Below are 24,823 nucleotides of genomic sequence, written 5' to 3' on the forward strand. Positions count from 1 at the left end.
ATTATATCCTAAACACTATCTTCGTGATGATCGTCTGAATCAGACTTCTTCTGATCCGATATTTTTTCAATTTCTGTCAACTTAAGATCGGCTTGCCGAGGCTTTCTCGGACGAGACCGCGGCACGCTTGCCTCCTCATCAATAGCGATATCGGCGGTCACCGTTCGAGCTAGCTCGGGCCAAAATAGCCTAAGCCTCCGCGAGAGTCCCGCAAGCAGCCCGGCTTCTGCATCAATGTTTGATAGAGCTGCGGCCGGGGCGACCTCGAGGGCCCAATGAGAGATCGACTGCGCATCTGTGCCAATCATTTTCCGCGTGACAATGGGCGAGGGCGTTTGCGCCGAAGCTGCGTCGGGATCAAAAACATAGATCCAAGCCGGACACGGTTGCTGCCGGGTGCGCCCTGGACTGAGGAGACTATAAGTTCCATCGGCCTCGGCGATCAATTCCGGCGCACCCAAATGTCGCTGCCAACTGTCCCATACCGATTGCGGTATCGCCAGAACGCAGCCGGCGCAACGCACGTGTTGGCCAAGCTGAAATTTGAACATCATCTGATAGAATGTTCGTTTGAACACATTGGCAATGTTCGGCCCCTCAACACCCTCCGAGAGCCACCATTGGTTCTCTTGAACAGTGGGACCGAATCGCTTGGGATGCATACGCAACCCTTCGCGTAGATTGCGTACGGCATCCCTATATGAGCCGTGGAAATCCATTGTTTGGATTTCTAGGATACCAAAGCGTCCGATATGAGGCAGTCCTTGCTCGGACGTGACCTCTACGATTGTTACATCGAACGAAAATTCTGGTGATCGCTCGGTCGGGGGTATCGACAGTTCACCACTAGTTTTTTTGTCAAAGTAGATAAATACCGGCTGCCCCTCGCCAAGGCGCTTCGCGATATCATTCCGCACATCAAGATGTTGCAATGTCACCGCAGGCGTCACGAACGGTGCTATCGACGGAGGAACAGAAAAGAGCTGGCGAGTCGCCCTAGAGACTAGTTCATCGCTAAGTGCACGGTAAGGGCAAACAAGCCAATCTTGTCTTGGCCCATTGCTAAGGCTGCTGATAGTACAGACACCGCGAGCGGCATCTGCCTTGATACACTTACGGCTTTCATTAGTAGCACTACTTAAAAATGGGCACCGCTCCGCTTGTTGATCAGCTACTGAGGCGGAAGTAGCGATAATATTGGGATGAATCCTGTGGCCAAACCATTCGCTAACAAAATTTCCCTGAGGACCAGATCGTTTTGCTGCCATAGTCATTCAGCTGCAAACAGGTGTGGCGCCGGCATCCGGTAGCGTGATTTTACTGGCGCCCGGCGCTCACCCGCGGGTTCCTCCAGTATCCGTCGAAGCTCCTCAGCTACGGCGCGACCAAGAAGGGGCGGTACAGCGTTTCCAACTTGGTCGTATTGCTGGGAGTAGCTACCTTCGAACTCAAACCAATCAGGGAAGCTTTGAATTCGCGCAGCTTCGCGAATGCTTATCGTCCGATGCTGAGCAGGATGCGTGTACTCTCCTGACTTGGGATCCCGAAATCGGGTGATGATCGAACGCGCGACGCTATCCCAATGCATTCGGCGATAGCGTCGCGTGTGGTCCTTCCGCAACGCTCTTTGCATACCCGGCGGTAATAGAGCGTGTGGCAAATCTCGCCAATCTTGGCCTGGATTCAGGCATGAGATGCGCGCCAAATTCTGCTTAGACAACCGCGCCGCATAGTGATTGTGCAACTTTTCGGTACCTGCCCGCATAGCGCTTTGAAATTCGCTCTGAGGCGGACCATCATAAACTGTGCTGACTTCTCCGGCACCGATTGCTGGCAAATCGCTGATAGCTTCTCCAATGGTGAGGAAGCCGTTCATATCTTCCTGGCTAATCGTACGATTGGGTACGAGATCGCCGATCCCGGCGCGACCGTGAGTAGGTGCAGGAAAGCCGCCACTACGCCCTTGATCAAGACGCCATCCGATGAAGAACATCCGCCACCGCATTTGTGGGACGCCATATTGAGCAGCAAGGAGTTCCGCGCATTCAACGGCATATCCGGCATCTGAAAATGCGCGTCCAATCTCATTTAATACCTTGCCGTGCGCGAGTGTAGCCAAACCCGGTACATTTTCGATTACGACGCAACGTGGCCGAAGCTCAGCCGCGATCCGCAGGAAATGAAGGAATAATCCATTTCGCGGATCCCAAACTTCGCGCTGACCGATGATACTAAAGCCCTGGCAAGGCGGACCACCGATCAACAGATCTAACTCGCCTGGCTTGAGCCCTATCTCGGCAAGTATCTTCCCGCCGCTTAGATCCTCCACATCCGCGTGACCGAAGGGGATCTCTGGCATGTTACGTGCGTGCGTCGCCGCGCAGGCCCCGTCCCGGTCTGAACAGAACACGACATCGAATCCGGAGTTCGCCAACCCTAGCGAGAGGCCGCCAGCACCCGAAAAAAGGTCGACAGCTGTTAGACGTCCTCCGCGCGGACGAGGTCGCGCTAGGTGATAAAAATTGCTACTCACTGCGATCGCCCCCGGAAAAGGTCCTGCTGCACCCCGAAATGCTCGTGATCGAGATATTCTCGAATAAGCCGAGCGATCAGGGTGGATTTCTTGTGACCCTTGGCCTTGCAATATGCGTCAAACCTCAGCGCATCCTCATCTGGCAGCAGCACGTGCACACGCGCGGTCGTTGACATCGTTGCGCTCCTCGATTCGCTCGCTACCATTGCGGCATGCGGCCTCGGGAATGTAAACAAAGCACAACTCCTGCGCACTTCTGCACACTTTAGCGGGACAGTATATTAGAACAAATGAGGAACAATTTCCAGCGCAAAAAGCAGATTCACTCCAGCCCAACGTGGAGGTGACAGGTGCCGAAAGCCTCCCTGGTTAACCCTCTCCGCAGCGTGAACATGTCGCGCATCCGGAGCAAAGACACTGGCCCCGAGTTGCTCGTGCGCAGCGCACTTCATCGCCTGGGGCTTAGATTCCGGCTCTATCGCCGGGACCTACCCGGTTCGCCTGATATCGTCCTTCATCGCCATCGCATCGCGATCTTTGTACACGGATGCTTTTGGCATAGGCATGAGAATTGCCGTCGCGCCTCTTTGCCCAAAACTCGCCAGGACTATTGGGGTCCTAAACTCGCCCGCAATGTCGCTCGCGACCTCGCTGCATCCGAAAAGCTCAAGACGGCTGGCTGGCGCGTAGAAGTCATTTGGGAATGTGATGCTTGTCAGCCGGCTCGTCTTTTAGCTCGGCTTGAGGAGATTTTCGGTTCTCGGCGCACCTGAGAAATGCCCGCCGGATCGGCTTATTTGCGAGGCTTTCCTTATCGCTCCTTACAATCGATCCCTTGCGATCATCCCCACCGGCCGCGCCCCTGCGGGTCGCGGCCCCGAACACCGCCCCCTCCGCCCGCGCCGGGTTCCCTATCCCCTCCCCTTGCGCTACATCACGACCTGCCCTTCGCCACACCGGATCGCGCCATGCCCGACTGGGTCTCGCTCGCGGAGCTGACCGCCCTCGTCCAGGTCGTCATCATCGACGTGGCCCTGGCCGGAGACAACGCCATCGTGGTCGGCATGGCCGCCGCCGGGCTGGAGGCCGCCCAGCGCCGCCGCGCCATCTTCTACGGCATCCTCGCCGCCACCGTCCTGCGCATCGTCTTCGCCATCTTCACCACCCAGCTGCTGCAGATCGTCGGCCTGCTGTTCGCCGGCGGCATCCTGCTGCTGTGGGTGTGCTGGAAGCTGTGGCGCGAGCTGCGCGCCGACCACGCCGCCGAGGCCGCCGCCCTGGCCCGGGACAGCGACACCGAGCCCGGCCCCACCCCGCCGAAGACCTTCCGCCAGGCCGTCACCCAGATCGTGCTGGCCGACGTGTCGATGTCGCTCGACAACGTGCTGGCCGTGGCCGGCACCGCGCGCGAGCACCTGATGGTGCTGGTCATCGGCCTGACCCTGTCGGTGGCGCTGATGGGCCTGGCCGCCAACTTCGTCGCCCGGCTGCTGCACCGCCACCGCTGGATCGCCTATGTCGGCCTCGCCATCATCCTCTACGTCGCCGTGGTGATGATGTGGGATGGGGGCCAAGAAATTTGGGTGCATGCCAAACCGGTGATCGCGCCGGCCGCGGGCTGACCCAACCGCTCTCTCTCCGTCATTGCGAGCGCAGCGAAGCAATCCATCGGGCCGCTCGTAGCGGCGCCATGGATCGCCACGTCGCTTCGCTCCTCGCGATGACGGAGAGGGAGGCCGGTCCGGCGCCTACTGCGCCTTGGCGAGGAAGGCGTAGGTGGCGGTGTAGGGCACGCCCACCCGGGTGTCGGGGCGCAGCGGCGGGGCCGCCGGCGCCACGCCGCCATGGGTCGCGAGGCGCTGGACATAGGCCACCGCGCCCAGGGCGCCTGGGGCCGTCGCCCCAGGCGCCGGGTCCGCCGTCACCGTCACCAGCAGCCAGGGGATGTCGGCGACCGCGTCCGGCGCCAGCACCGAGACCACCGGCACCGCCGGGTCGCGCGCCACCTTGCTGCCGTCGGCCGCCTCCCAGGACGGGCCGGCATAGTGGTAGAGCGAGACGGTGGCGCCGGTCAGCCGGGCCAGCGGCGCCTCCAGCACCCAATGGGGCGGGGCGCCGGCCTCCGCCACACTTCTGTAGATCTGCACGCCGCTGGCCTCGGCGGTGAACAGCAGTCGCGCCCCGGGGGGCTGCAGCGCCGCGGGGACCGTGTCCGCCGCGGCCGCAGCCCCGCTCCAGGCCAGCAGCACCAGGGCGGCCGCTGCCGCTCTCCGTCCGATCATCATCGTCTCCTTGGTGCCGCCGCGCCTGTCAGCGGCGCGACGGTGGCCCGGTCCGGGGCCTCCCCGCGGTTCGTGGCCGGGCCACCGCCGGTTGCCGCGACCGGCGGCCGCAGTTGGCCGGGCTCACTCGTCCTTGTAGCCCTCGACCACGCTCGCCGGGCGGATCGAGGCATCCGCCGGGTCGTCGCCGAATTCGCGGCGGGCGCGGCGCTGGCGCAGCAGGTCCCAGCAGCGGTCGAGCTCGACATTGATCGTGCCCAGCCGCTGGCGGTCGGCGATGGAGGGGTCGCCATGCGCGTACAGCGCCTCCTCCTCCGCCACCAGCTTCTCGATACGGTTGAGAACCGTCTGATCCGTCGTCATCGGGGTGTCCTTCCGGTGGGTCGCGTTCCCGAGAGAGGATAGCGCGTCCCGCCCATCCGGGAAGCCGCGTCTTGGCGCAGGGGGACGGGCCCCGGCCGCCCTAGAGATAGAAGTCGTACTCGCGGGCGAAGACCTGGCCGATCAGGTCGGCGTATTCGCCGCGCTTCGAGGCGGCGTAGGCGGCCAGGAAGCGCCTGGGCATGTACTCCGCCAGCAGGCGCGAGCGCTCCAGCCGGGCCAGCGCCGCCAGGATTCCGTCGGGGAACTGCGGGTCCCGCCGGCGGCCGGCATCGCCGGTGGCGGGCGCGGTCGGCTCCAGGCCGCGGGTGACGCCGTGATGCACCGCCGCCAGCACCGCGGCCATCACCAGATGCGGGCTGGCCTCGGCCCCGGCGACGCGGTGCTCCACCCGCCGGGCCTCGCCGCCGCCCACCGGGATGCGGAAGGCGACGCTGCGGTTGTTCGCGCCCCAGGCGCGCGAGGTCGGCACGAACAGGCCGAGATAGCGGCGATGGGCGTTGAAGTTCGGCGCCAGGATGCCGACCGAATCCAGCATCAGCGCCTGCATGCCCGCGATCGCATTGCGCAGCAGCGCCTCGCCGCCGTCGCGGCCGAAGCGGTTGCGGCCCTGGGCGTCGACCAGGCTGACATGGATGTGGAAGCCGTTGCCCGGCTGGTCGGCGAAGGGCTTGGACATGAAGGTCGCCTCCTGCCCCTGGGCCCGGGCGACGCCCTTGACCAGCCGCCGCAGCAGCGCCGCCTGGTCGGCCGCCGCCACCGGGTCGGCCAGGTGCGACAGGTTGACCTCGAACTGGCCCAGCCCGTATTCGGCCACGGCGCCGGCCAGCGGCAGCCGCTGGGCCTCGGCCGCGGCGGTGATCCGGCCCAGGAATTCGGCATGCTCCTCGACCGCGGCCAGCTGCAGGTTGGCGGCCACGCGCGGCGGCTGGCCGGTGCGCGGCAGCGCCGCCGGGACGATGCCGCCCTCGGGCGTGCGGGCGGAGTCCAGCAGGTAGAATTCCAGCTCGCAGGCCACCACCGGGAACAGCCCGTCGGCGCGGCAGCGGGCCACCACATCGGCCAGGATGGCGCGGGGGTCGAACCACAAGGGCGCGCCGCTGCCGGCCTCGCCCATGGCACACAGCACCTGGGCGGTCGGTCGTCTGGCCCAGGGCACCGGGACCAGGGTGCCGGGCACCGGCATCGCGGTGCCGTCGGGGTCGCCATCGGCGCCGCCCAGCCCTTCCGGGTCGTGGCCCAGGCCGCGGCAGTCGAGGATCGGCGCACAGGCCGAGAACTGCACCCCGCCGCGGGCGAGGCTGCGGAGATGCGAGGCCGGCAGGCGCTTGCCCAGCGCGTTGCCGTTGACGTCGACGATGAAGGCGTCGACCTCCTCGGTCTCGGGGTGGTTCCGCAGGAAATGCTCGACCTCGGCGGCGAGGTCGGTGTCGATCAGCTGTCCATCATGCATGGCGTCCCCAATGCGCAGATCGGGGGAGCGGCCCCGCCCCGCCCGCGCCGCCATGGTCGCCGCGGGCAGAGGCCCGCCGGAGAGGTCACCATGGCTCGGCAACCCGCTCCCGATGGCGGGTCACGACGATCGCGCGGATGCAGGCCAAGGCTTATCCCCTCCGGCCGGTCGCGCCGCGTCCGCCCCGTCGGGGATCCCGCAGCACCCGGCCCTTGCCGACGTCGGCGCGCACCGGTTCCGGCCGCGCCCGTCATGCCCCGGAGTGTGCGGGGGGAGTCACCGGATTGTAAAGAGCGGCCCTGCCCGCGAGGTCACCCGGTCAGCCGGCCTGGCACAGCAGCAGGGCGACATAGGGCACGGCGATGGTCGCCGACGAGGTCGTGCCGGTCGCGGTGTAGTTCCCGCCCATGCCGTAATAGACCGTGCCCGACGTCCCGCCGGTCGTGTTCTCGCCGAGGTCGGCGGTGATGCTGATCGGATGGGTGTGGCCGGGGTTGGTGCCGCCGGGCGTCAGCGGCGACCCGATGGGCAGGCCCTGGCTGAATGAGCCGGCGCCCGTCGAGGTGCTGCCGGAGATGCCTAGGATCAGGTAGCCCGGCGCGCCGACCGCCGGCCCCCAGGTGCTTACCGGGCAGCTGTTGGCCTGGGAGTAGAACAGGCTGATCCCCGAGGGAACGCCGGAGCCGGTCCCCGATCCTTGCGTCTTCTGGCACACCAGCAGGGCGACCGCGGGCAGCACGTCGGTGGTGTTGGCCTGCAGCTGCGCGCTGACCGGCACCGAATCGGTCGACGCCTTGGCACCGCTGGCGATGCCGCTGTACTGGACGCCGAGCTTCTGCACGGCGAAGCTGGCGACCGTGGCGTTGGGGTGGGTGTGGGTCGGGAACGACCCGACATGCCAGCCGGGCGCGTTGTAGGTCGAGCTGACCGGCCCGTTGGGCGCGACCGGCAGCGGGAAGTAGCCGTTCAGGGTCGTCTGCGGCGACCAGTTGGCGGGGCAGGTCTGGGTGGTGAAGTAGCCGATGGTGTTGACCGGCACCTCGTCGCCGGTGGACGTCGTCGAGGAGCAGACCAGGAACTGGATGAAGCCGTAGCCGCTGTCCCCCCAACCCGATGTGCCGCCGCCGGACTGGCCGCCCGAGCTGGCGAAGGGCTTGTATTGGCCGGACCCGCCGACCGATTTCTGCTTGTTCAGGTTCCAGGTGGCGGTGAAGGGGTGCTGGTGCGTCGGCACTTGGCCGTCGGCGGTGGGCTGGGCCGCGTTGCTCTTGGTGCCGACCTCGCCGGCCACGGTGGTTCCGAGGATCAGCCGCCCCTGCCCGTCCTGGTACTGCGTCCAGTCCGCCGGGCAGTCCAGGGTGGTCGGGTTCCCCGGCGCGGTGTAGTAGGCGACCATCCCGGCCGGGGTGTTGTTGGTGGTGCTGCTCTGGGCCTGGGCCCAGGCCCCGGGCGCGGCGGCCAGGAGGCCGAACAGGGCGGTGGCGCAGATCTCGGCGCGACGCGAATGCGATGCCATGATCAATGTCTCCTTCTGAAAATCGTGGGTCGAGATCACTTCGTGCCTGCGGCGACGTCGGTGATGATGGTGCCGATGTCGCCGGCCAGATCGAGGGCCACCACGCAGACGCCGCCGAGGTCGCCCAGGAAAACGAACGGCTTGCCCAGGTTGGACAGCCCGGACAGAGGGCCGGCCAGCTCGTCGGCCAGCGAGTACTGGTAGTCCCCGGCGTTCTTGGCCATCTCGACGGCCGTGACGATGCCCATCCCGGTCTGGATGGCGCCGAGCCCCATCGAGATCCAGGGGCCGCCCCGGAACTGCATGCGCGACAGCTTCTTGCGGTAGGTGAAGAAGATCGTGTCGGCGATGATCGGCAGCAGGCCGGCGGCGAAGGTCCCTAGCTCATACCCGGCCGCCGGCGACCCCGAAGGCGCCGGCGCGTACCAGGGCGCGCCGGCGATCGCCGCAAGCAGGTTGAAGCCGATCCCCAGGGCGCTCGCGGCCTCCACCAGGTCGCCGGTGTCCCCATCATTGGTCTGTGCGCCGATGTTGGCGAGGTCGCAGATCACGTCGCAGGCGGTGTAGACGCCGTTGGACACCGCGGCGAGGACCTCGAGCAGCCCCTGGTAGGCTGCCGGCGCCAGGGCCAGGACCGCGAACGGGCCGGCGGTCTGGCCCTGGAAATCCCCGCTCCACGGCCAGGGGATCGGGCTGCTGGTGATCGCGGTGACCTGGGCCGAGGTGAAGGGCGGCGCGTCGTGCAGGATCTCGTAGGCGATGGTCGTGGGAACGGCGACGATCAGGCAGATCAGGTCCAGCATCGTCAGCGTGTCGCCGCCGGAGATCAGCTTGTAGAGGCCCGAGATCACCGGGATGTCGATCTTCCGCTCGAGATAGGCGTTGAGGCACGTGGCCGCGCCGGCCATCAGGTCGAGCATGCTGTCGATCACCGCGTCGATGAACTGCAGAATGATGTCGATGGTGGCCTGGCAGACGGCGAGGAACGACGCGATCACGAAATCCAGGAAGCCCGACACCGAATTGATGTCATCCATGAACTGGCTGATCTGGTCCCAGGCAGCCTCGACATCGGCTTCGGAGCCGGCGAACGCCGATTCGAAAGCTCCAAGGACGCCCTGCTGCCATGCCGTCTCTGGGTCGTAGCCGCCGGTGGTCACGGGCGGGTTCAACTGCGGCATCGGCACCACGGACTTCGACATGACGTAGTTGTTCTGGACGGCGTTGGCCTGGCTCTGCTGCTGCATCGCCGTCGAGGTCGGGTTTTGCCCGGCGCTGGCGAAGGTCATGCCGGGCTCGAACACGCTCTCCAGCTGCTCGAAGGCCTTGTCGATGTTGTTGGTGAGCAGACTGATCTGGCCGCCGATCCAGGTCTGGGCGCCGCTCGTGCTGTCCTGCATGTCCACGAACAGCTGCTCGATCGTATAGCGCAGCACGGTCTTGGTGTTGAGGATGTTGCCCCAATCGAACAGCAGCTTGATGAATTCGATGAACTTCTCGATGACGTTGACGATGTCATCCCAGATCTTCGCGCACCATTGCAGCATCACCTCGAGCGCATCGCGGATGTCGTCGATGGTGGTGAGGACGAAGCTCTTGGTTTCATCGTAGATCTTGACGGCGATGTTGGCCGTGGTCTCGTATATCTGGATGGCGATGCTCTCGATGTCGTCCCAGGCCTGCTTGCAGAAATGGGCGAAGTCGCCCCAGGCGTCGCCGAACACGGAGTCGGCAGCCCTGGCCCCGGCGATGGCGGCGAACTCGTCGGCCGTGATGGCGCGGCTGTGCAGGCGCTTGCCCGCGATGGCCATGGTGAAGGCGGTCGGCGGCCGGGCGCTGTCGCCGGTGCCACTGGCCGCCATGTTGACCGCGACGCCGCTGACCTGCTGCAGGTTGGTGGCCAGGCTGTCGGCATCCGACGAAGACGCGCTGGGCGGCAGCACGCCGCCGGTGATCAGGTCCTGGCCGCTGTAGGAGAAGCCGCCCTGCGCGGCAATCCGCTGGTGCAACTGGGTGTCGCCGCGATATTGCGGCGGCGGCACGCTGCTGTCCAACGCGGCGCCGGTCACCGTCAGCACCGGCGAGGCCAGGCTGGTGGCAGCGGAGGCGATCACCAGGTTGCCCGTGACATCGGTTCGGACGATCGCCGGCTGGTTCGGTGAGGCGTTGTAGGCGATGCCGCCGACCACCAGCACCTGGGCCGGCTCGGCATAGACGCTCAGGATTTCGCCCCCCATCGGCATACCCGCCGCGGATTTCAGCGCGAATTGCTGGGTGAAGCTGGAGGTCTCGCTGATCGGCTGGGTCGACGGCGACGGCGTCGCGATCGGCAGGGTGAACCAGGAGCCGGTGGCGGCGCGCTGGGTGATGTGCGAGACGACCGTCTTGGGGTCGCACAGGAACAGCTCGGGCCCGCCATCCATGAAGGTCGGCGCGGCGATGGCGATGCCCGTATTGCCCATCGGCACCCAGGCATAGTCGCCGCCGGCCGCCGGCTGGGTCAGCGTCCACAGCGAATTCGCCGCGACGTCGAGCGCGAAGGCGGTGAAGCCGCTGCCATCCGCCTGGGCGCCGCCGGTGACCGAGAGCAACGCGCCCGGCTGGTTGGTGCCGCCGGTGATCGGGGTGGCCGTGGCCGCGGCGCCGCCGTTCAGGCCGTTGCCGCTGACGAGGTACAGCCCCTGGTCCGCCGCCAGCAGCAGGAAGCTGGGCGTGCCGTCGCTGCCCAGCGGAATCGGCACCACCGTGTCGGCGGCCAGGTCACCGACGCCGAGATCCTGGCTGCTGGGGCTGCCGGTGAGGTTGATGTTGCCATCCTGCAGCGTCCCCGCCTGGAAGGTGGCGACCGACCCCTGCAGGCGCAGGATCACGAACTCGCCGGCCTTGGCGCCGGGCAGCAGCTTGTAGCTGGTCGGGGCCGTCGGCGTTTCCTGGTAGAGCGCGGTCAGCTGGTCGTTGCCCGGCTGGCCGCGCTGGAAAGGCGCGAACCCGACGATGAGGAATTCTCCATAGGTGTCCAGCTGGTCGGCATAGCTGACGCCGTAGAGATAGCCCTGGCCGTCCTGGCCGAAATACAGGTCGGCCTGGGCCATCTGGTCGATGGTGTTGAGCAGCGGGACGGCGACCGATGCCTGCTCCCAGCCGCTCTTCTCCGTCCGCTGCATGCCCAGCAGCTGCGAGGTGGCGGCCCCCGTTCCTGGGGCATTGTCGTATTCCGCGAACACGAACAGCGTGTTGCGCTGGTAGAAGGGCAGCAGCGCGTTGGGCACCGCCGGCCCGCCATTCTGCTGCGGCGCATGGAAGACCTCGCTGACCTCATGCGCCCAGCCCGAGCCGGATGCGGCGTCGGGGTGGAACCAGATCAGGCCGTTGTCGGTGCTGACGGTGACCAGCTCGGTCACCTTGGCCCGCCGTGGATGGCGCTGGACGGTGAAGAAGGCGTTGCCCATCAGGTTCGACACCGGCGGCTGCATCACCTGCTGGTAGTCCTGGTTCATCGCCTGGGTCTGGTTCAAGGTCGCCGGCCCGGAGGCGGGCGTGGTGGACGCCATGCGGGCGGATGCGACGCGGGACGTGCTGCCACGCAGCGCGCTGCTGAACATGCTCATGATGGGCCTTTCTGTCATCCGGTTCGGCCAAGACGCTTCGCCCGCAGAAACCATCGGCGCGCCACTGGCGGGAAATTTCTACGGTTCTCGAAATCGATCGAATTGATTGGAATAACGACGATGCAATGCCGCCATTATGCGCAGATTTGCATAACCCGGTAGGTCCAGTTTCCAGGTTTCGATGGTGCCAGATTCAGAATCTGGCTCGACATCGAGACCCGGACTTCGCCTACATCCCGAAACCAGTAGATTTAGTTAAAACACCATACAATTCGACAAAGCCGAGCCTTGCCGTTCTCGGGCTTGACCCATGAGTATTCGATGAGGCGCCGCCGATAGATCTTGAGCTCAATTCTTAATGTCATTGCCCGGTCAAGCCGCATAGGCGCTAAGATAGGGGATTCCGGAGAAGGCGGGATCGTGATTCAAGCTTGGGATGTCTCACGATCTGACGAATGACGCGGACTGGCAGGATCTGGTCGAGCGCTTTGGCGGGGCCGAGGCGCTGACGAGGTCGGCGCGGGAGCACAAGGCGTTCCAGCGGGCGCGCGGGGTCAAGGACGCTGCGACCCTGCTGCGGCTGGCGCTGATGTATGGTCCCGGCGGCCTGTCGCTGCGGGGCGCGGCGGGAGCGGCGGCGTTGGGCGGGATCGCGGCCTTGTCCGATGTGGCGCTGCTGGGGCGGCTACGGGCGGCCGGGCGATGCGGCTGCATCTGGCCTATGACCTGCCCGAAGAGCGGATCAGCCACTGCGTCCTCACCGATCTGGCCGGCGCGGAGAAGCTGACCCGGACGCCGGTGCGGCCCGGCGAGATCCGCATCGGCGACCGCGGCTATCCCCGCCCCGACGACCTCGCAGCACTCCGCGCCGACGGTGCCGATGTGGTCGTCCGCCTCACCTGGAAGAGCCTCAGCCTGGCCCATCGCGACGGCCGGCCCTTCGCCTGGATGCCGCTGTTCGACGCCGCCACCGCGCACGGCCACGCCGACGCCGAAATCCTGGTCGAGAAGGCCCGCACCCCGGATTGGCCCGCCTTGCCCATGCGCCTGGTGGTGATCCCAAAGCCCCCCGCCGATGCCGAACTCAGCCGCAGCCGCGCCCGCCGCGCCAGCGCCAAGGCCCAGAACCGCATCGATCCCCGCACCCTGGTCGCCGCCGGCCATGTCCTGCTCCTCACCTCCCTGCCGCCCGACCTCTACCCGCCGCAACGCATCGCCGGCCTCTATCGGCTGCGATGGCAGGTCGAACTCGCCATCAAGCGCCTGAAATCCCTGCTCCGCATCGATCGCCTCCCGGCCAAGGATCCAGGCCTCGCCCGCGCCTGGATCCACGCCCACCTCCTGCTCGCCCTGCTGATCGACGACACCGCGGCTCTGCCCGGAGCCTTTCCCCCCTGAGCTCCGACCCGCACAGCCCCTCTCGATCTGGCGCGTCACCGCCCTGCTGCTCCGCACCGCCCTCGCCGCCATCTGTCCCGCAACCGCCTGGACCTCCCTCCCATACCTCGCACACAAGGCATGGAGATACCTCGCCGAACCACCTCGAAGGCGACGACACCAGACACAATCACTCTTATCTTAGCGCCTATGCGGCTTGACCGGGCAATCCAGGGGCCGCTAAGAGCCGCCCTGGCCGCCCCTGGATGCCACCCCTCGGACTTGATCCGGGGGCAAGCCGTGGCATGACAATAAAGAGCCGGGGCTCCGGATTTCGATCCACGCCGCCCTCAGCCTCTCGCAGCCGCCGGATTTGCCCGGGCCGCGGCGGGGTGCTATTCCATCATTGCTGCGCCCGGACGGGCGGCCGGCATGGCCGGTTCCGATCCGCGTCGCCCCCCATCCGTGCTGGCCCCAGCCGGGTTGATCCCGGGGTCGGCCCGCGCACCCTCCCCCTGACGGCCCGCCGCGGCCCCGCTTCGGTCGCCCCCCAATTCCGTCGAAAGCGATGATCGATGCGCGCGATCCTGCTCGTGCCCGCCCTGTCCGTCTGCCTGGTGGGGGCGGTGGAGTTCATGCTGGCCCCGATGCTGGCGCCGCTGGCCGACGCCTTCGCCGCCACCCCGGAGGCGGCGGCGCGGCTGGTCTCGGCCTATGCCCTGGCCTATGCCGCCGCCGCACCCTTCGCCGGGCGGCTGGCCGACCGCATCGGCCGGCGCCGGGTGCTGCTGCCGGCGCTGCTGCTGTCGGCGCTGGACGGCGTTGCCCTGACCCTGGCGCCGACGCTGGAGGTCGCGATCGGGCTGCGGCTGATCGGCGGCCTGGCCTCGGCGGCGCTGATCCCCGGCGCCTTCGCCCTGGTGGCCGACCTGGTGCCGGCGGAGCGGCAGACCGCGGCGATGGGCCGGGTGGCGCTGGGCATGACCGCGGGCATCGCCGCCGGCCCCGCGCTGGCCGGGATCCTGACCGAGGCCTGGGGCTGGCGCGCGCCCTTCCTCGCCACCGCCGCCGTCGCGCTGGGGCTGTTCGCCGTCGCCCGCGCCGTGCTGCCCGCCGACGCACCGGCGTGGAACCGCCCACCAGCCCCGCCGCTGCGCCGGCTGCTGCGGGCGGCGCTGCTGCGGCCGCTGCTGGCCAAGGCCGGGTGGCTCGGCGCGGCCGTCGCCGCCCTGCTGCTGTCGGGCGAGGTGCTGCGCGCCCGCCACGGCTTCGGCCCGGCGGCGGCGGGCGGCGCCACCGCCCTGTTCGCCCTCGGGCTGGCCCTCGGCAATCTCGCGGCCGGCTGGGTCGACCGCGCCCTGGGCGGCCCCGAGGCGGCGCTGCTGGCCGCCCTGGCCCTGCTGATGGCGGCAGTCGGCGGCTTCCTGCTGTGGCCCGGGCCGCCAGCCGTGGCGCTGGCCTGCCTCGGCCTGTGGGGCGTCGCCCTCGGCATCGCGGCACCGGCCAGCGGCAGCCTGCTGGTGCGGCGGGCGGGTGCCGCGGTCGGCACCGTGCTGGCGCTGGGCGAGAGCCTGAACAACGTCGCGCTGATGCTGCTGATGCCGCTGGCCGCAGCACTGCTGGCGGAAGGCGGCGCTGCCGCCGCGGCCCCGCTGCTGCTCGGCCTGCAGGCCATCGGCATGGCAGCGATGGCGCTGGACCGGCGGTGGCTGCGCGGGGTCACATCGACGGCGGTGCCCCACCGGCCGTGACCGCGATCGTGCGGGCAGGAGCTCGGTCCTTCATCATCTGCTGCACTTATCAAGATTCCGTGTTTCGAGGGGATTGCCACAGCATCTATCAACGGCGACAGGGCCCCGACACGCAGAACAACGTCGTCAGCGCCACCACCCCGGTCGCGGCCGACTTCGTCCCGTAGCAGCAACGGAAGACCGACGGCGCCCGCCCCCGGGCCATCGCCCTACCCGCCGTAGCGCTTCTTCATCTCCGCGGCCAGCTTCGCCTCCGGCACCAGCTTGCTGCCGGCGTACCACAGCTCCGTCGCCGCGCCCCTGCGGTCGCGCACCAGGCGGACATCCTCGCCATGGCTGTTGTAGCCCTGGGCGCGGGTGATGCGGCCCTCGTCCGGGCCGGTCGGCGTGATCTCGGCGGCGTCCAGGAACGGCGTCGCCAGCGCCGGGTCGGCCAGCAGCACCTTGCCGCCCATCGGCACCAGGTCGCCGGCGCGCCAGATGCTCCACCACCGCCCGGCCCAGCCTTCCACCTTGGCGGTCGGCGCGCCGTGCCGGGCAAAGGTCGCGAAGATGTGCGCCACGCCCTCGGCCCAGGGGTTGGCCAGCCCGTCCACCGCATTGCTGACGACCGAGACCGCGAGGTCGTGCCCCGGCAGCACCAGGGTGCGGCTGATGTATCCGGGGAAGGCGCCGCCATGGCCGAACCAGTCGAGGCCGCCGGTGCGGCCGCTCATGGTGCCGAGGCCGTAATGCCGCTCCACCTCGGCGTCCGGGTTGCGCCATTGCGGCCGGGTCATCTCGCGCCGGCTGGCCACCGACAGGATGCTGCGCTTCGCCGCCGGATCGAGCTGGCCGAAGAAGCGCGCCAGGTCGGCGGCGGTGCTGACGAAGCCGGTGGCCGAGGCCAGGGCATGGGTCGGGGTGTCGCCCGGGATCACCACCCGCCGGCCGAGCGGCAACTCGCCGCTGTGGCCGCTGGCCAGCGGCGTGGCGCCGGCCGCCGGCATGTCCGGCGCGGTCTCGGCGAGCCCGGCCGGTTCGACGATGGCGCGGCGGATCCAGTCGCCATAGGCCTCGCCGGTCACCGCCTCGATCACCAGGCCGAGCAGGCCGAAGCCGTGGTTGGAGTATTTGAACCGGGTGTTGGCCTCGATCGGCGTCGGCCGGGCCAGGGCGGCCCGCAGCTCACGCTGGTTCAGGAACGGCCGGCGGCCCATCCACTGGCCGGTGTCGTCGCCGTCGCGGGTGACGCCGGCGCTGTGCGACAGCAGCTGCGCCAAGGTGGCCGCCCCGACGCCGGGGTCCAGCCCCTCGACATGGCGGCCGGCCGGATCGTCCAGGCTCAGCCTCCCCTCCTCCCGCAGCTTCAGGATGCCGGCGGCGGTGAAGGTCTTGGAGTGCGAGGCGACGCGGAAGCGGTGCCGCGGCGTCAGCGCCGTGCGGCCGCCGAGCGCGGCGGTGCCGAAGGCCCGCTCGAGCACGATCTCGCCCTTCTCGGCGACGGCGACGACGCAGCCCGGCTGCCCGGTCGAGCGCAGCTGGAAGTCGAGCCATTGCGCGATGTAGTCGAGGGCGGCGGGCAGCCATTTCGCCATGGTTCGGATCCGCGGTTCGGGATGGGATGGCGCAGCCTGCCACGACGCGGCGCGGCTTGCCCACCCCTCACCCGCCGGCGGCCTCGCGGAACGCGTCCTGCAGCAGGCGCATGCAGCGCCGGGTCAGGGGTTCGTCGACCCCGGCATAGCCCAGCACCAGGCCCTGGCGCGGGGCGCCGTGGCGGTACTGGATCGACAGCGGCGCCAGGTTGACGCCGCGCGCCCGCGCCGCCGCGGCGACCCGGCGGTCGTCCAGCCCGTCGCGCAGCAGCCCGACCATCTGGATCCCGGCCTCGCCGGCCGACAAGGTCATCCAGTCGCCCAGCTGATCCTGGCACAGGCTGCGGAACAGCTGCCGCCGCACCGCGTAGATCCGGCGCATGCGGCGCAGGTGCCGGGCCATGTGGCCGCCGTCGATGAAGTCGGCCAGCGCCGCCTGCAGCAGCAGCGGCGCGAACTGGCCGGTGGTGCTGATGGCGTGGGCGATGCCCGCCGGCAGGGTCGGCGGCAGCACCAGGAAGCCCAGGCGCAGCGCCGGGAACAGGATCTTGGCGAAGGTGCCGACATAGATCACCCGGCCGGAGCGGTCGACACCCTGCATCGCCGGGATCGGCTGGCCCTGGAAGCGGTATTCGCCGTCGAAGTCATCCTCGATCACCCAGGCGTTGCGGCTGTCGGCGATCTCCAGCAGGCGCAGCCGCTGCTCCATCCGCATGGTGGCGCCGAGCGGGTGGTGGCAGGCCGGGGTGACATAGGCCAAGCGCAGCCTCGGGTCGGCCGGCGGGTCCAGCTGCCAGCCCTCGGCCCCGACGGCCAGCGGCAGCAGCCGCGCCCCGGCGGCGGCGAAGGCGGATTGGGCGCCGTAATAGCCCGGCTCCTCCATCCACACCGCGTCGCCGGGGTCGAGCAGCAGCCGGGCCAGCAGGTCCAGCGCCGCCTGCGCCCCTGTCGTGACCACGATCTGCTCCGCGGTGCAGCGCACGCCGCGGGCGGTCCTGAGATAGGTGGCGATGGCGGCGCGCAGGTCGGGGTGGCCGGTGACATGGTAGGTGCCGAACAACCCTTCGCGGGCGAAGCTGGCACGCCGCGCCAGCAGGCGGCTCCAGGTGGCGAAGGGGAAGTTCGCCGCATCCGGCATGCCGGGATGGAAGGCGAGATGGCCGGGCGCGCCGTGATGCACCGGCTGGCGCAGCATCAGTTCGCCGCGGGCCGAGACCGGCCGGGTCTGGCCGGGCGCTTCCGGGTCCTCTACCGCCTGGCCGGCCGGCAGGTCGACCACGGTCGGCCGGGCGCCCTGGCGGCATACGACATAGCCTTCGGTCACCAGCTGGTCATAGGCCGCGGTGACGGTGTTGCGGGCGAGGGCGAGATCCTGGCTGAGGCCGCGGGTCGAGGGCAGCGCCGTGCCGGCGGCCAGGGTGCGGTCCTGGATCAGGCGGCGCAGGGCGAGATAGAGCTGGCGGTGCAGCGCCACCGGCGACAGGCGGTCGAGCACCAGGGCATCGAGCGGAACGCTGCGGCGCATCGCGGCCCTCCCCGGCATCTGGCGCTGGGCCGGATTAGACCCCAACCGGCCGGCGGCGACCAGCGGCCAGAAGCGGGGCCGGCCGCGGCACGGGCCCGGTCCGGCGGTTGGTGCGAGCCAGCCTCGGTGATACTTTATATTCCCATGGGGAATGGGCGTGGCCGTTCCCGCGAGAGGAATAGGCATGGACCGGCTGACCGCGATGGAGGCCTTCGTCCGGGTGATCGAGACCGGCTCGTTCTCGGCTGCCGCGCGGCAGCTGCGGGTCGGCCAGCCGGCCGTGTCCAAGACCGTCGCCCAGTTGGAAAACCGCCTCGGCGTCCGGCTGCTGCTGCGCTCCTCGCACGGGCTGACGCCGACCGAGGCCGGCCAGGGCTTCTACGAGCGGGCCAAGCGCGCGATCGAGGAGGCCGACGAGGCCGACCTGGCCGCGCGCGGTGCCGGCACCGGCCTGTCGGGCCGGCTGCGGTTCAGCGCCACCATCACCTTCACCCGGATGCACATCATCCCGCGGCTGCCGCTGTTCCTGGCCGGGCATCCGGCGCTGACCATCGAGGCGATCCTGGACGACCGCGTTGTCGACCTGATCGAGGAGGGGATCGATGTGGCGCTGCGCATGGGCGCCCTGGCGGATTCGACGATGACGGCGCGCCGGATCGGGCAGTCCCGGCGGATGGTCTTCGGCACGCCCGCCTATTTCGAACGGGCGGGCGAGCCCTCGACGCCGGCGGAACTGACGGGCCATCCGGCGGTGGTCTATGCTCAGGGCGGCGGTGGCGCGACCTGGACGTTTCGCCGGGAGGCGGCAGAGGAGACGGTCACGCTGAAGGACAGCGTGCGCGTCACCGCGGCGGAGGGCGTGCGCGAGGCGGTGTTCGCGGGGCTTGGCCTTTGCGTCGCCGCCGAATGGATGTTCCAGCCTGCGCTGGCCCAGGGCCTGGTCCGGCAGGTGCTGCCCGACTGGACCCTGCCGTCGATCGACCTGTGGGCGGCGTTCCCGACCGGCCGCCGCGCCAGCGCCAAGGCCCGCGCCTTCGCCGACTTCGTCGAGGAACAGCTGCGCGGCACCGGCTTCGGCCTGTAGCGGTCTCGCCTCGACTTTGTATTCCGGCTGGGAATGCAGGCTATTCCCGTCGCCGTCCTACCTGATCGCCGCCGCCCGCGTCATCTGCTGCACACCGGCCGGGTATCGAACCGGCCCGCAGATGAGGAAACCGACCATGTCGAGACTAGAGGGCAAGATTGCCGTCATCACCGGCGGCAGCAGCGGCATCGGGCTGGCGACGGCCCGGCGCTTCGTCGACGAAGGCGCCCATGTCTTCATCACCGGCCGCCGCCAGGCGGAGCTGGACCGGGCGGTCGGGCTGATCGGCCGCAACGTCACCGCGGTCCAGGGCGACGTCTCCAGGCTGGACGACCTCGACCGCCTCTACGCCACGGTGGCGGAGACGAAGGGCCGGATCGACATCCTGATGGCCAATTCGGGGGTGGTCGAGCACCGGCGGATCGGCGAGGTCAGCGAGGAGCATTTCGACCGGACCTTCGGCATCAACGCCCGCGGCCTGCTGTTCACGGTGCAGAAGGCGCTGCCGCTGATCCGCGACGGCGGCTCGATCATCCTGGTCGGATCGATCGCGGCGGTGAAGGGCATGCCGGCACACGGCACCTACAGCGCCACCAAGGCCGCGGTGCGGTCCTTCGCCCGGACCTGGACGCTGGAGCTGAAGGATCGCGGCATCCGGGTGAACACCCTCAGCCCCGGCCCGATCGACACACCGATCATCGACAGCCAGGTGGCGACCCGGGAGGCGGCGGACAAGCTGCGGTCGGATTTCGCGGCGATCATTCCGCTCGGCCGCATGGGCCGGGCGGAGGAGCTGGCGTCCGCGGCCCTGTTCCTGGCCTCGGACGAAAGCAGCTTCGTCGCCGGCATCGACCTGGCGGTGGATGGCGGCATGGCACAGGTGTGATCCGCAAGGCGGCGAACGCAAAAAAGCCGGCCAGCCATTGAACCGTGGCCGGCCAGCGGGAGGTGTTGGAGAAATTAGCCCGGACGCCGACGCGGCGTCCGGGCCGATATCGGTTAGAGCACGAAGTCCGCCGCCGTCAGCGCGTGGTCGGCATAGACGTTGATGGCGAAGTCGATGAACTTGTCGCCATTGACGTCGACGCCCACCAGCTGGACACCGTTGATATCCACCACCTTGATCTCCCCGGGCTGGCCGGAGAAGCCGCCGGGCGCGCTGCTGAAGTGGAAGGCGGAGTTGCCGTTGCCGCTGTTGCCGTCCGCGTCGATCGCCGACAGGTCGATATGGTCGCCGGTCGTGAAGTCGCCGATCGAGTCCTTGCCGGCCGCAGCCACCGTGCTGTCGCTGACCGAGAGGTAGACGAAGGTGTCGTTGCCGGTGCCGCCCCGCAGCAGATCGCCCCCAGCGCCGCCGGTCAGGATGTCGGCGCCGGCCCCGCTGGCCAGCTGGTTGGCGTTGTCGTCGCCGGTCAGCACGTCGTCATGGGTCGACCCGACCACGGTCTCGATGCCGGTCAGGGTGTCGCCCTGGGCGTCGCCGCCCGAACCGAGGCCGGTGGCGAGATTCACCGTCACCGCGGCCGACGAGTTGCCGTAATGGGCCACGTCGACGCCGGCGCCGCCGTTCAGCGCGTCGGCCCCGACGGACCCGATCAGGGCGTCGTTGTCGTCGCCGCCATTGAGCTGATCGTCGCCGGTGCCGCCGAAGATCGTGTCGATGCCGGCATCGCCGAAGATGACATCGTTCTCGCTGCCGCCATCGATCGAATCATTGCCCGTGCCACCATGGATGGTGTCGGTGCCCTGACCGCCGACCAGCCGGTCGTTGCCGGTGCCGCCATCGAGGCTGTCGGCGCCGTTTTCGCCGTTCATGGCGTCGTCGCCGCCATTCCCGACCAGGACATCGTTGCCGTTCTCGCCACCGATGATGTTGCGGTTGTCGTCACCGCTCAGATGATCGGCGTTGCTGGACCCGTAGAGGTTCCCGATGTTGGTCAGGACGTCGCCCTGGGCATCACCGCCGGAGGCTGTGTGATTGAGCAGATCGACGGTCACCGCCGCGGCGGAGCCCTGGTAGTTGGCGATGTCCACGCCCGTGCCGCCGTCGAGATGGTCGGCGCCGGCGCCGCCGCGCAGGGTGTCGTTGCCGTCGCCGCCGAGGATCGTGTTGTCCGAGGCGTTGCCGTAGAGGCGGTCGCCGAAATCCGAGCCGGTGAGGTTGGTGATGCCGGCAAGCTGGTCGCCCTGGGCGTCGCCGCCGACGCCAACGGAAACCCCGTTCAAGTTGATGGTGATGCCCGCGATGCTGATAGACACGTTGTCCTGGACGGTCCCCAGATCAACCGTCACGCCGGCAGTCGAGCCGGCATAGGTCGCCGTGTCGACGCCGCCCAGGAGGAACGTGCCGATACCGAGGTTGATGGTCAGGATGCCGCCGAGCATGACGTCGGCGCCGGACCCGCCGTTGATGACGTCATCGCCGAGGTAGCCGACTAGGAGGTCGTCGCCGGCGAGGCCCTGGAACGTGTCGTTGCCGAGGCCCAGCAACGCACCGAGCAGCTGAGGGTTGGGCAGGCTGTCATTGCCAGCCGTGCCGACGAAATTGGTCATGAAATGGTCTCCGTGGAAATTGGAAACTGGCGTCACTCTGCCAATCGTTCGGAGGCTAGCATACAATCGTATTGAGATGCATTTAAAATCACTTTTTCTCGTATTTTCGCCAATTGTTATATTGTTACAGGAATATGGTAATTTTCTTTCATTCCGGAATAACAATCAATTCTGTGGCTCGACACTTTGCAGCCCGCCCGGATGCCGCGGAGCGGTCGGCGCGGATATACCCAAACTGGCACCTGCAAATGCTGCCGAACTGGCTCTCGTGATGAGGACAGATCTTCGGGAAGATGGCGGACGCACAGCCGGAGCCGCCCCTGCCATGAGCGTCAAGATCGGCATCAACCCTATCACCTGGACCAACGACGACGTGCCGGCCCTGGGCGGCGACACGCCGCTCGAGATCTGCCTGCTGGAGACCCGCGCCGCCGGGTTCCGCGGCACCGAGCTGGGCGGCAAGTTCCCGCGCGACAGCGCCGCCCTGGCCACCGTGCTCGGTGGCTACGGGCTGGAACTGGTGTCGGGCTGGTATGACGGCCGCATCCTGGAGCGCGAGGTCGAGGCCGAGTTCGACGCCATCCTGCCGCACCTGACCTTGCTGCGCGACCTGGGCGCCAGCCGCGTGGTCTACGCCGACACCTCGCGCGGCCGGCATGACGGCATCTTCCAGCCGATCTCGCAGCGGCCGGTCCTGGCGGCGGAGGACTGGCCGGCCTACGGCGCCAAGATCACCCTTCTGGCCGAGCGCATGGCCGAGTTCGGCGTCGGCATGGCGTTCCACCACCACATGGGCACCATCGTCGAAAGCGATGCCGAGATCGGCGCCCTGATGCAGCACAGCGGCGCCGCGGTCGGCCTGCTCTACGACACCGGCCACTGCGCCTTCTCCGGCGGCGACCCCGAGGCGCTGCTGGCCCGCCACATCGGCCGGGTGGTGCATGTCCACTGCAAGGATGTCCGCCCCGGCATCCTGGCCCAGGCCCGCGCCACCGACATGAGTTTCATGGGCGCGGTGCTGGAGGGCATCTTCACCGTGCCCGGCGACGGCGTCCTCCCCTTCCCCCGCCTGCTGCGGCGGCTGGCCGAGCACGGCTATGCCGGCTGGCTGGTGGTCGAGGCCGAGCAGGACCCGGCCAAGGCCCATCCCGCCACCTATGCCCGCATGGGCTACGACAACCTGCGCGCCGCCGCGGTCGCCGCCGGAATGACGGTCGAGCCGTGAGGACGGCTGGTCCCGCCTCCTCCACCGCCACAGTTGCGGCGCCGGACGACCGGCCGATGGTGGTGATCAACATCGACGATGTCGGGATGTGCCACGGCGCCAACACCGCCTATCTCGACCTCGCCCGCCGCGGCCGCTGCGATTCCGGCTCGGTGATGGTGCCCTGCCCGTGGTTCCCGGAGATCGCCGAGGCCGGTGCCCGCGACCCGTCGCTGCGGCTCGGCGTGCACCTGACCATCACCGCGGAGAAGGCGCATTACCGCTGGCGGCCGCTGACCGCGCCGGGCCGCGCCTCAGGCCTGGTCGACAGCGACGGCTACCTGCACCGCAGCCCGCTCGACGTCCGCCGCCTGGCCGCGCCCGAGGCGGTGGAGGCGGAACTGCGGGCCCAGATCGAGGCCTTCCTCGGCGCCGGGCTGACGCCGTGCCACTTCGATGCCCATCAGGGCGCGGTGCTGGCACCGGAATTCGTCGGCATCTATATCAGGCTCGGCGCCGAATACGGGGTGCCGGTGCTGTTCCCGCGCCGGATCGGCAGCTACGGCCCGGTGCACAATCTCGGCGCGCTGCCGGCAGCCCTCTATGACGAGCACGCGGCTACGATCGAGGCAACGGGCGGGCAACTGGCCGACCGGGTGCTGGAGACACCGTGGCAGGCCGACCGGCCGGCGGCGGGGCGCTATCGCGCCCTGTTCGGCGCCATCGGTCCCGGCCTCACCTACCTGGCGCTGCACGCCAATGCGCCGGGCGAGATCGAGGCGATCGAGCCGCTGTCCGCCCATATCCGGATCGAGGAGTACGAGGTGCTGCGCGCGGCCGAGAGCGCGCCCTGGATCGACGGCCTGCCGGTCCGGCGCGGCTGCCTGCGCGATTTTCAGGAGACGACACCCCCCGGCTGACCGCCGGGCAACACCAACAAGAACAGCAACCAGACAGAGAGGGAGACCGTCATGATCGAGAAGCCGAAAACCGGGCTGCGTCGCCTCTTCACCGCCGCCACCCTATCTGCCGCCGCGGCGATGTCGCTCGGCGCGCTGCTGGCCACGACCGGCCCCGCCGCGGCGCAGATCAAGACGCCGGACCAGGTCCGCATCGTCTTCGTCACCCACGGCCAGGCCAACGACAACTATTGGAGCGTGGTCAAGAACGGCATGACGGCCGCGGCGGCCGCGCTGAAGGTCACGGTCGACTACCAGGCCCCGGCCACCTTCGACGTGGTCAAGATGGGCCAGATGATCGAGGCGGCGACAGCCTCCCATCCCGATGGGCTGGTGGTCTCGATCCCCGACGCCACGGCGCTGGAGGGCCCGATCGAGGCGGCCAAGGCCTCTGGCATCCCGGTCATCGTCATCGACACCGGCGAGGACCAGGTCCAGCCCTGGAAGCTCGACCTGTTCGTCGGCGGCGGCTCGGAATACGACAACGGGGTCAAGGCCGGGACGCTGATGGGGTCGGCCGGGGTCAAGGATGCGGTCTGCGTCAACCACGAGGTCGGCAATGTCAGCCAGGACCAGCGCTGCCAGGGCCTGGCCGACGGGCTGGCCAAGACCGGCGGCAAGTCGGCGGTGGTGGCGGTGACGCTGGACCCGACCGACGCCACCAGGCGGGTCGAGGGCTACCTGACCGCCCATCCCGGCACCGATGGCATGATGCTGCTGGGCACCACCCTGGCCGGCCCGATCCTGACCATGTTCGACGAGCGCGGCTATGCCGGGCGGATCAAGCTGGGCACCTTCGACATCTCGCCCGAGGTGCTGGACGCGCTGCTGCAGGACAAGATGATGTTCGGCATCGACAACCAGCAGTACCTGATGGGCTATCTGCCGGTCGTCCTGCTGGCCGGCAAGGCGATGTACGGCACCCTGCCGCAGGCGCCGATCCGCACCGGCCCGTCCTTCGTCACCAAGGCCGAGGCCGGGGCGGTGAAAACTCTGGCCGACCAGGGCATCCGCTGACCG

General features: G+C 68.5%; 21 protein-coding genes. 10 read left to right on the forward strand and 11 right to left on the reverse strand.

Annotated features, from left to right (window positions below; translation table 11 throughout):
* Positions 1–8 precede the first annotated feature (8 nt).
* The 3 genes from AB4112_RS26465 to AB4112_RS26475 all read right to left on the reverse strand — a co-directional run bounded on the left by AB4112_RS26465 (position 9) and on the right by AB4112_RS26475 (position 2,709).
* Positions 9–938 (reverse strand): hypothetical protein, encoded by a 930-nt coding sequence (locus AB4112_RS26465; protein ID WP_441723968.1) that lies wholly within the window; start codon positions 936–938, stop codon positions 9–11.
* Positions 939–1,270: 332 nt separating this feature from the next.
* Positions 1,271–2,533: a DNA cytosine methyltransferase gene (locus AB4112_RS26470; protein ID WP_441723970.1), complete on the reverse strand. Its 1,263-nt coding sequence runs from the start codon at positions 2,531–2,533 to the stop codon at positions 1,271–1,273.
* The gene (locus AB4112_RS26475) at positions 2,530–2,709 is read right to left on the reverse strand and encodes a hypothetical protein (RefSeq protein ID WP_441723972.1); all 180 of its coding nucleotides are present in this window, start codon (positions 2,707–2,709) and stop codon (positions 2,530–2,532) included. The genes AB4112_RS26470 and AB4112_RS26475 overlap by 4 nt, the downstream gene beginning before the upstream one ends.
* Before the next feature lie 210 nt (positions 2,710–2,919).
* Here AB4112_RS26475 and AB4112_RS26480 point away from each other — a divergent pair, with 210 nt between their 5' ends.
* Positions 2,920–3,306 carry a very short patch repair endonuclease gene (locus AB4112_RS26480; protein ID WP_441724069.1) on the forward strand — a complete coding sequence of 129 codons (387 nt, stop codon included), beginning with the start codon at positions 2,920–2,922 and terminating at the stop codon, positions 3,304–3,306.
* Between the two features lie 195 nt (positions 3,307–3,501).
* Positions 3,502–4,155, forward strand: a complete 654-nt coding sequence (locus tag AB4112_RS26485) for a TerC family protein (protein WP_441723974.1) — start codon at positions 3,502–3,504, stop codon at positions 4,153–4,155.
* A 126-nt stretch (positions 4,156–4,281) separates the two neighbouring features.
* On the opposite strand, the gene AB4112_RS26490 is transcribed toward AB4112_RS26485, so the two are convergent.
* The 5 genes from AB4112_RS26490 to AB4112_RS26510 form a co-directional block, all read right to left on the reverse strand.
* Positions 4,282–4,815, reverse strand: coding sequence for a DUF3455 domain-containing protein (locus tag AB4112_RS26490; protein ID WP_441723976.1), 534 nt, complete (start codon positions 4,813–4,815; stop codon positions 4,282–4,284).
* A gap of 123 nt (positions 4,816–4,938) precedes the next feature.
* Positions 4,939–5,178, reverse strand: coding sequence for a DUF2630 family protein (locus tag AB4112_RS26495; protein WP_309802218.1), 240 nt, complete (start codon positions 5,176–5,178; stop codon positions 4,939–4,941).
* A 100-nt stretch (positions 5,179–5,278) separates the two neighbouring features.
* Positions 5,279–6,649 (reverse strand): glutamine synthetase family protein, encoded by a 1,371-nt coding sequence (locus AB4112_RS26500; RefSeq protein ID WP_441723978.1) that lies wholly within the window; start codon positions 6,647–6,649, stop codon positions 5,279–5,281.
* A 319-nt stretch (positions 6,650–6,968) separates the two neighbouring features.
* Positions 6,969–8,165, reverse strand: a complete 1,197-nt coding sequence (locus AB4112_RS26505) for a hypothetical protein (protein ID WP_441723980.1) — start codon at positions 8,163–8,165, stop codon at positions 6,969–6,971.
* A 35-nt stretch (positions 8,166–8,200) separates the two neighbouring features.
* On the reverse strand, positions 8,201–11,773 hold the full coding sequence (locus AB4112_RS26510) for a hypothetical protein (RefSeq protein WP_441723982.1): 3,573 nt from the start codon (positions 11,771–11,773) through the stop codon (positions 8,201–8,203).
* 436 nt (positions 11,774–12,209) lie between these two features.
* Between AB4112_RS26510 and AB4112_RS26515 the strand changes: the two genes are divergently transcribed.
* From AB4112_RS26515 to AB4112_RS26525, 3 genes are all read left to right on the forward strand, one after another.
* Positions 12,210–12,560, forward strand: coding sequence for a hypothetical protein (locus AB4112_RS26515; protein WP_441723984.1), 351 nt, complete (start codon positions 12,210–12,212; stop codon positions 12,558–12,560).
* Positions 12,476–13,171, forward strand: coding sequence for a transposase (locus tag AB4112_RS26520; RefSeq protein ID WP_441723986.1), 696 nt, complete (start codon positions 12,476–12,478; stop codon positions 13,169–13,171). The genes AB4112_RS26515 and AB4112_RS26520 overlap by 85 nt, the downstream gene beginning before the upstream one ends.
* Before the next feature lie 554 nt (positions 13,172–13,725).
* On the forward strand, positions 13,726–14,901 hold the full coding sequence (locus AB4112_RS26525; RefSeq protein WP_441723988.1) for an MFS transporter: 1,176 nt from the start codon (positions 13,726–13,728) through the stop codon (positions 14,899–14,901).
* 209 nt (positions 14,902–15,110) lie between these two features.
* Here AB4112_RS26525 and AB4112_RS26530 read toward each other — a convergent pair whose 3' ends face one another.
* Together AB4112_RS26530 and mocR are read right to left on the reverse strand one after the other, a co-directional pair.
* Positions 15,111–16,478, reverse strand: a complete 1,368-nt coding sequence (locus AB4112_RS26530) for a serine hydrolase domain-containing protein (protein ID WP_441723990.1) — start codon at positions 16,476–16,478, stop codon at positions 15,111–15,113.
* A 67-nt stretch (positions 16,479–16,545) separates the two neighbouring features.
* Entirely contained in the window at positions 16,546–18,003 is a 1,458-nt protein-coding gene (mocR, locus tag AB4112_RS26535; RefSeq protein WP_309802157.1) for a rhizopine catabolism transcriptional regulator MocR, read from the reverse strand.
* A gap of 184 nt (positions 18,004–18,187) precedes the next feature.
* On the opposite strand from mocR, the gene AB4112_RS26540 reads away from it, so the two are divergent.
* Together AB4112_RS26540 and AB4112_RS26545 are read left to right on the forward strand one after the other, a co-directional pair.
* Positions 18,188–19,087 carry a LysR family transcriptional regulator gene (locus tag AB4112_RS26540; protein WP_441723992.1) on the forward strand — a complete coding sequence of 300 codons (900 nt, stop codon included), beginning with the start codon at positions 18,188–18,190 and terminating at the stop codon, positions 19,085–19,087.
* A 136-nt stretch (positions 19,088–19,223) separates the two neighbouring features.
* A complete protein-coding gene (locus AB4112_RS26545) occupies positions 19,224–19,973 on the forward strand; it encodes a glucose 1-dehydrogenase (RefSeq protein WP_309802154.1) in 750 nt (249 codons plus the stop codon).
* 113 nt (positions 19,974–20,086) lie between these two features.
* Here the strand turns inward: AB4112_RS26545 and AB4112_RS26550 are convergent, their stop codons facing one another.
* Positions 20,087–21,640 carry a calcium-binding protein gene (locus tag AB4112_RS26550; RefSeq protein ID WP_309802152.1) on the reverse strand — a complete coding sequence of 518 codons (1,554 nt, stop codon included), beginning with the start codon at positions 21,638–21,640 and terminating at the stop codon, positions 20,087–20,089.
* 325 nt (positions 21,641–21,965) lie between these two features.
* On the opposite strand from AB4112_RS26550, the gene iolE reads away from it, so the two are divergent.
* From iolE to AB4112_RS26565, 3 genes are read left to right on the forward strand one after another with little or no spacing between them, the layout of a single operon-like run.
* Complete coding sequence (gene iolE, locus AB4112_RS26555; protein WP_441723995.1) at positions 21,966–22,865, forward strand: myo-inosose-2 dehydratase; 900 nt, start codon at positions 21,966–21,968, stop codon at positions 22,863–22,865.
* A complete protein-coding gene (locus tag AB4112_RS26560) occupies positions 22,862–23,764 on the forward strand; it encodes a ChbG/HpnK family deacetylase (protein WP_441723997.1) in 903 nt (300 codons plus the stop codon). Before iolE ends, AB4112_RS26560 begins: the two co-directional genes overlap by 4 nt.
* Before the next feature lie 51 nt (positions 23,765–23,815).
* The gene (locus AB4112_RS26565) at positions 23,816–24,820 is read left to right on the forward strand and encodes a rhizopine catabolism ABC transporter substrate-binding protein (protein WP_441723999.1); all 1,005 of its coding nucleotides are present in this window, start codon (positions 23,816–23,818) and stop codon (positions 24,818–24,820) included.
* Positions 24,821–24,823 lie beyond the last annotated feature (3 nt).

Source organism: Inquilinus sp. 2KB_23 (genome assembly GCF_052115705.1).
Classification (GTDB): Bacteria; Pseudomonadota; Alphaproteobacteria; order DSM-16000; family Inquilinaceae; genus Inquilinus; species Inquilinus ginsengisoli_A.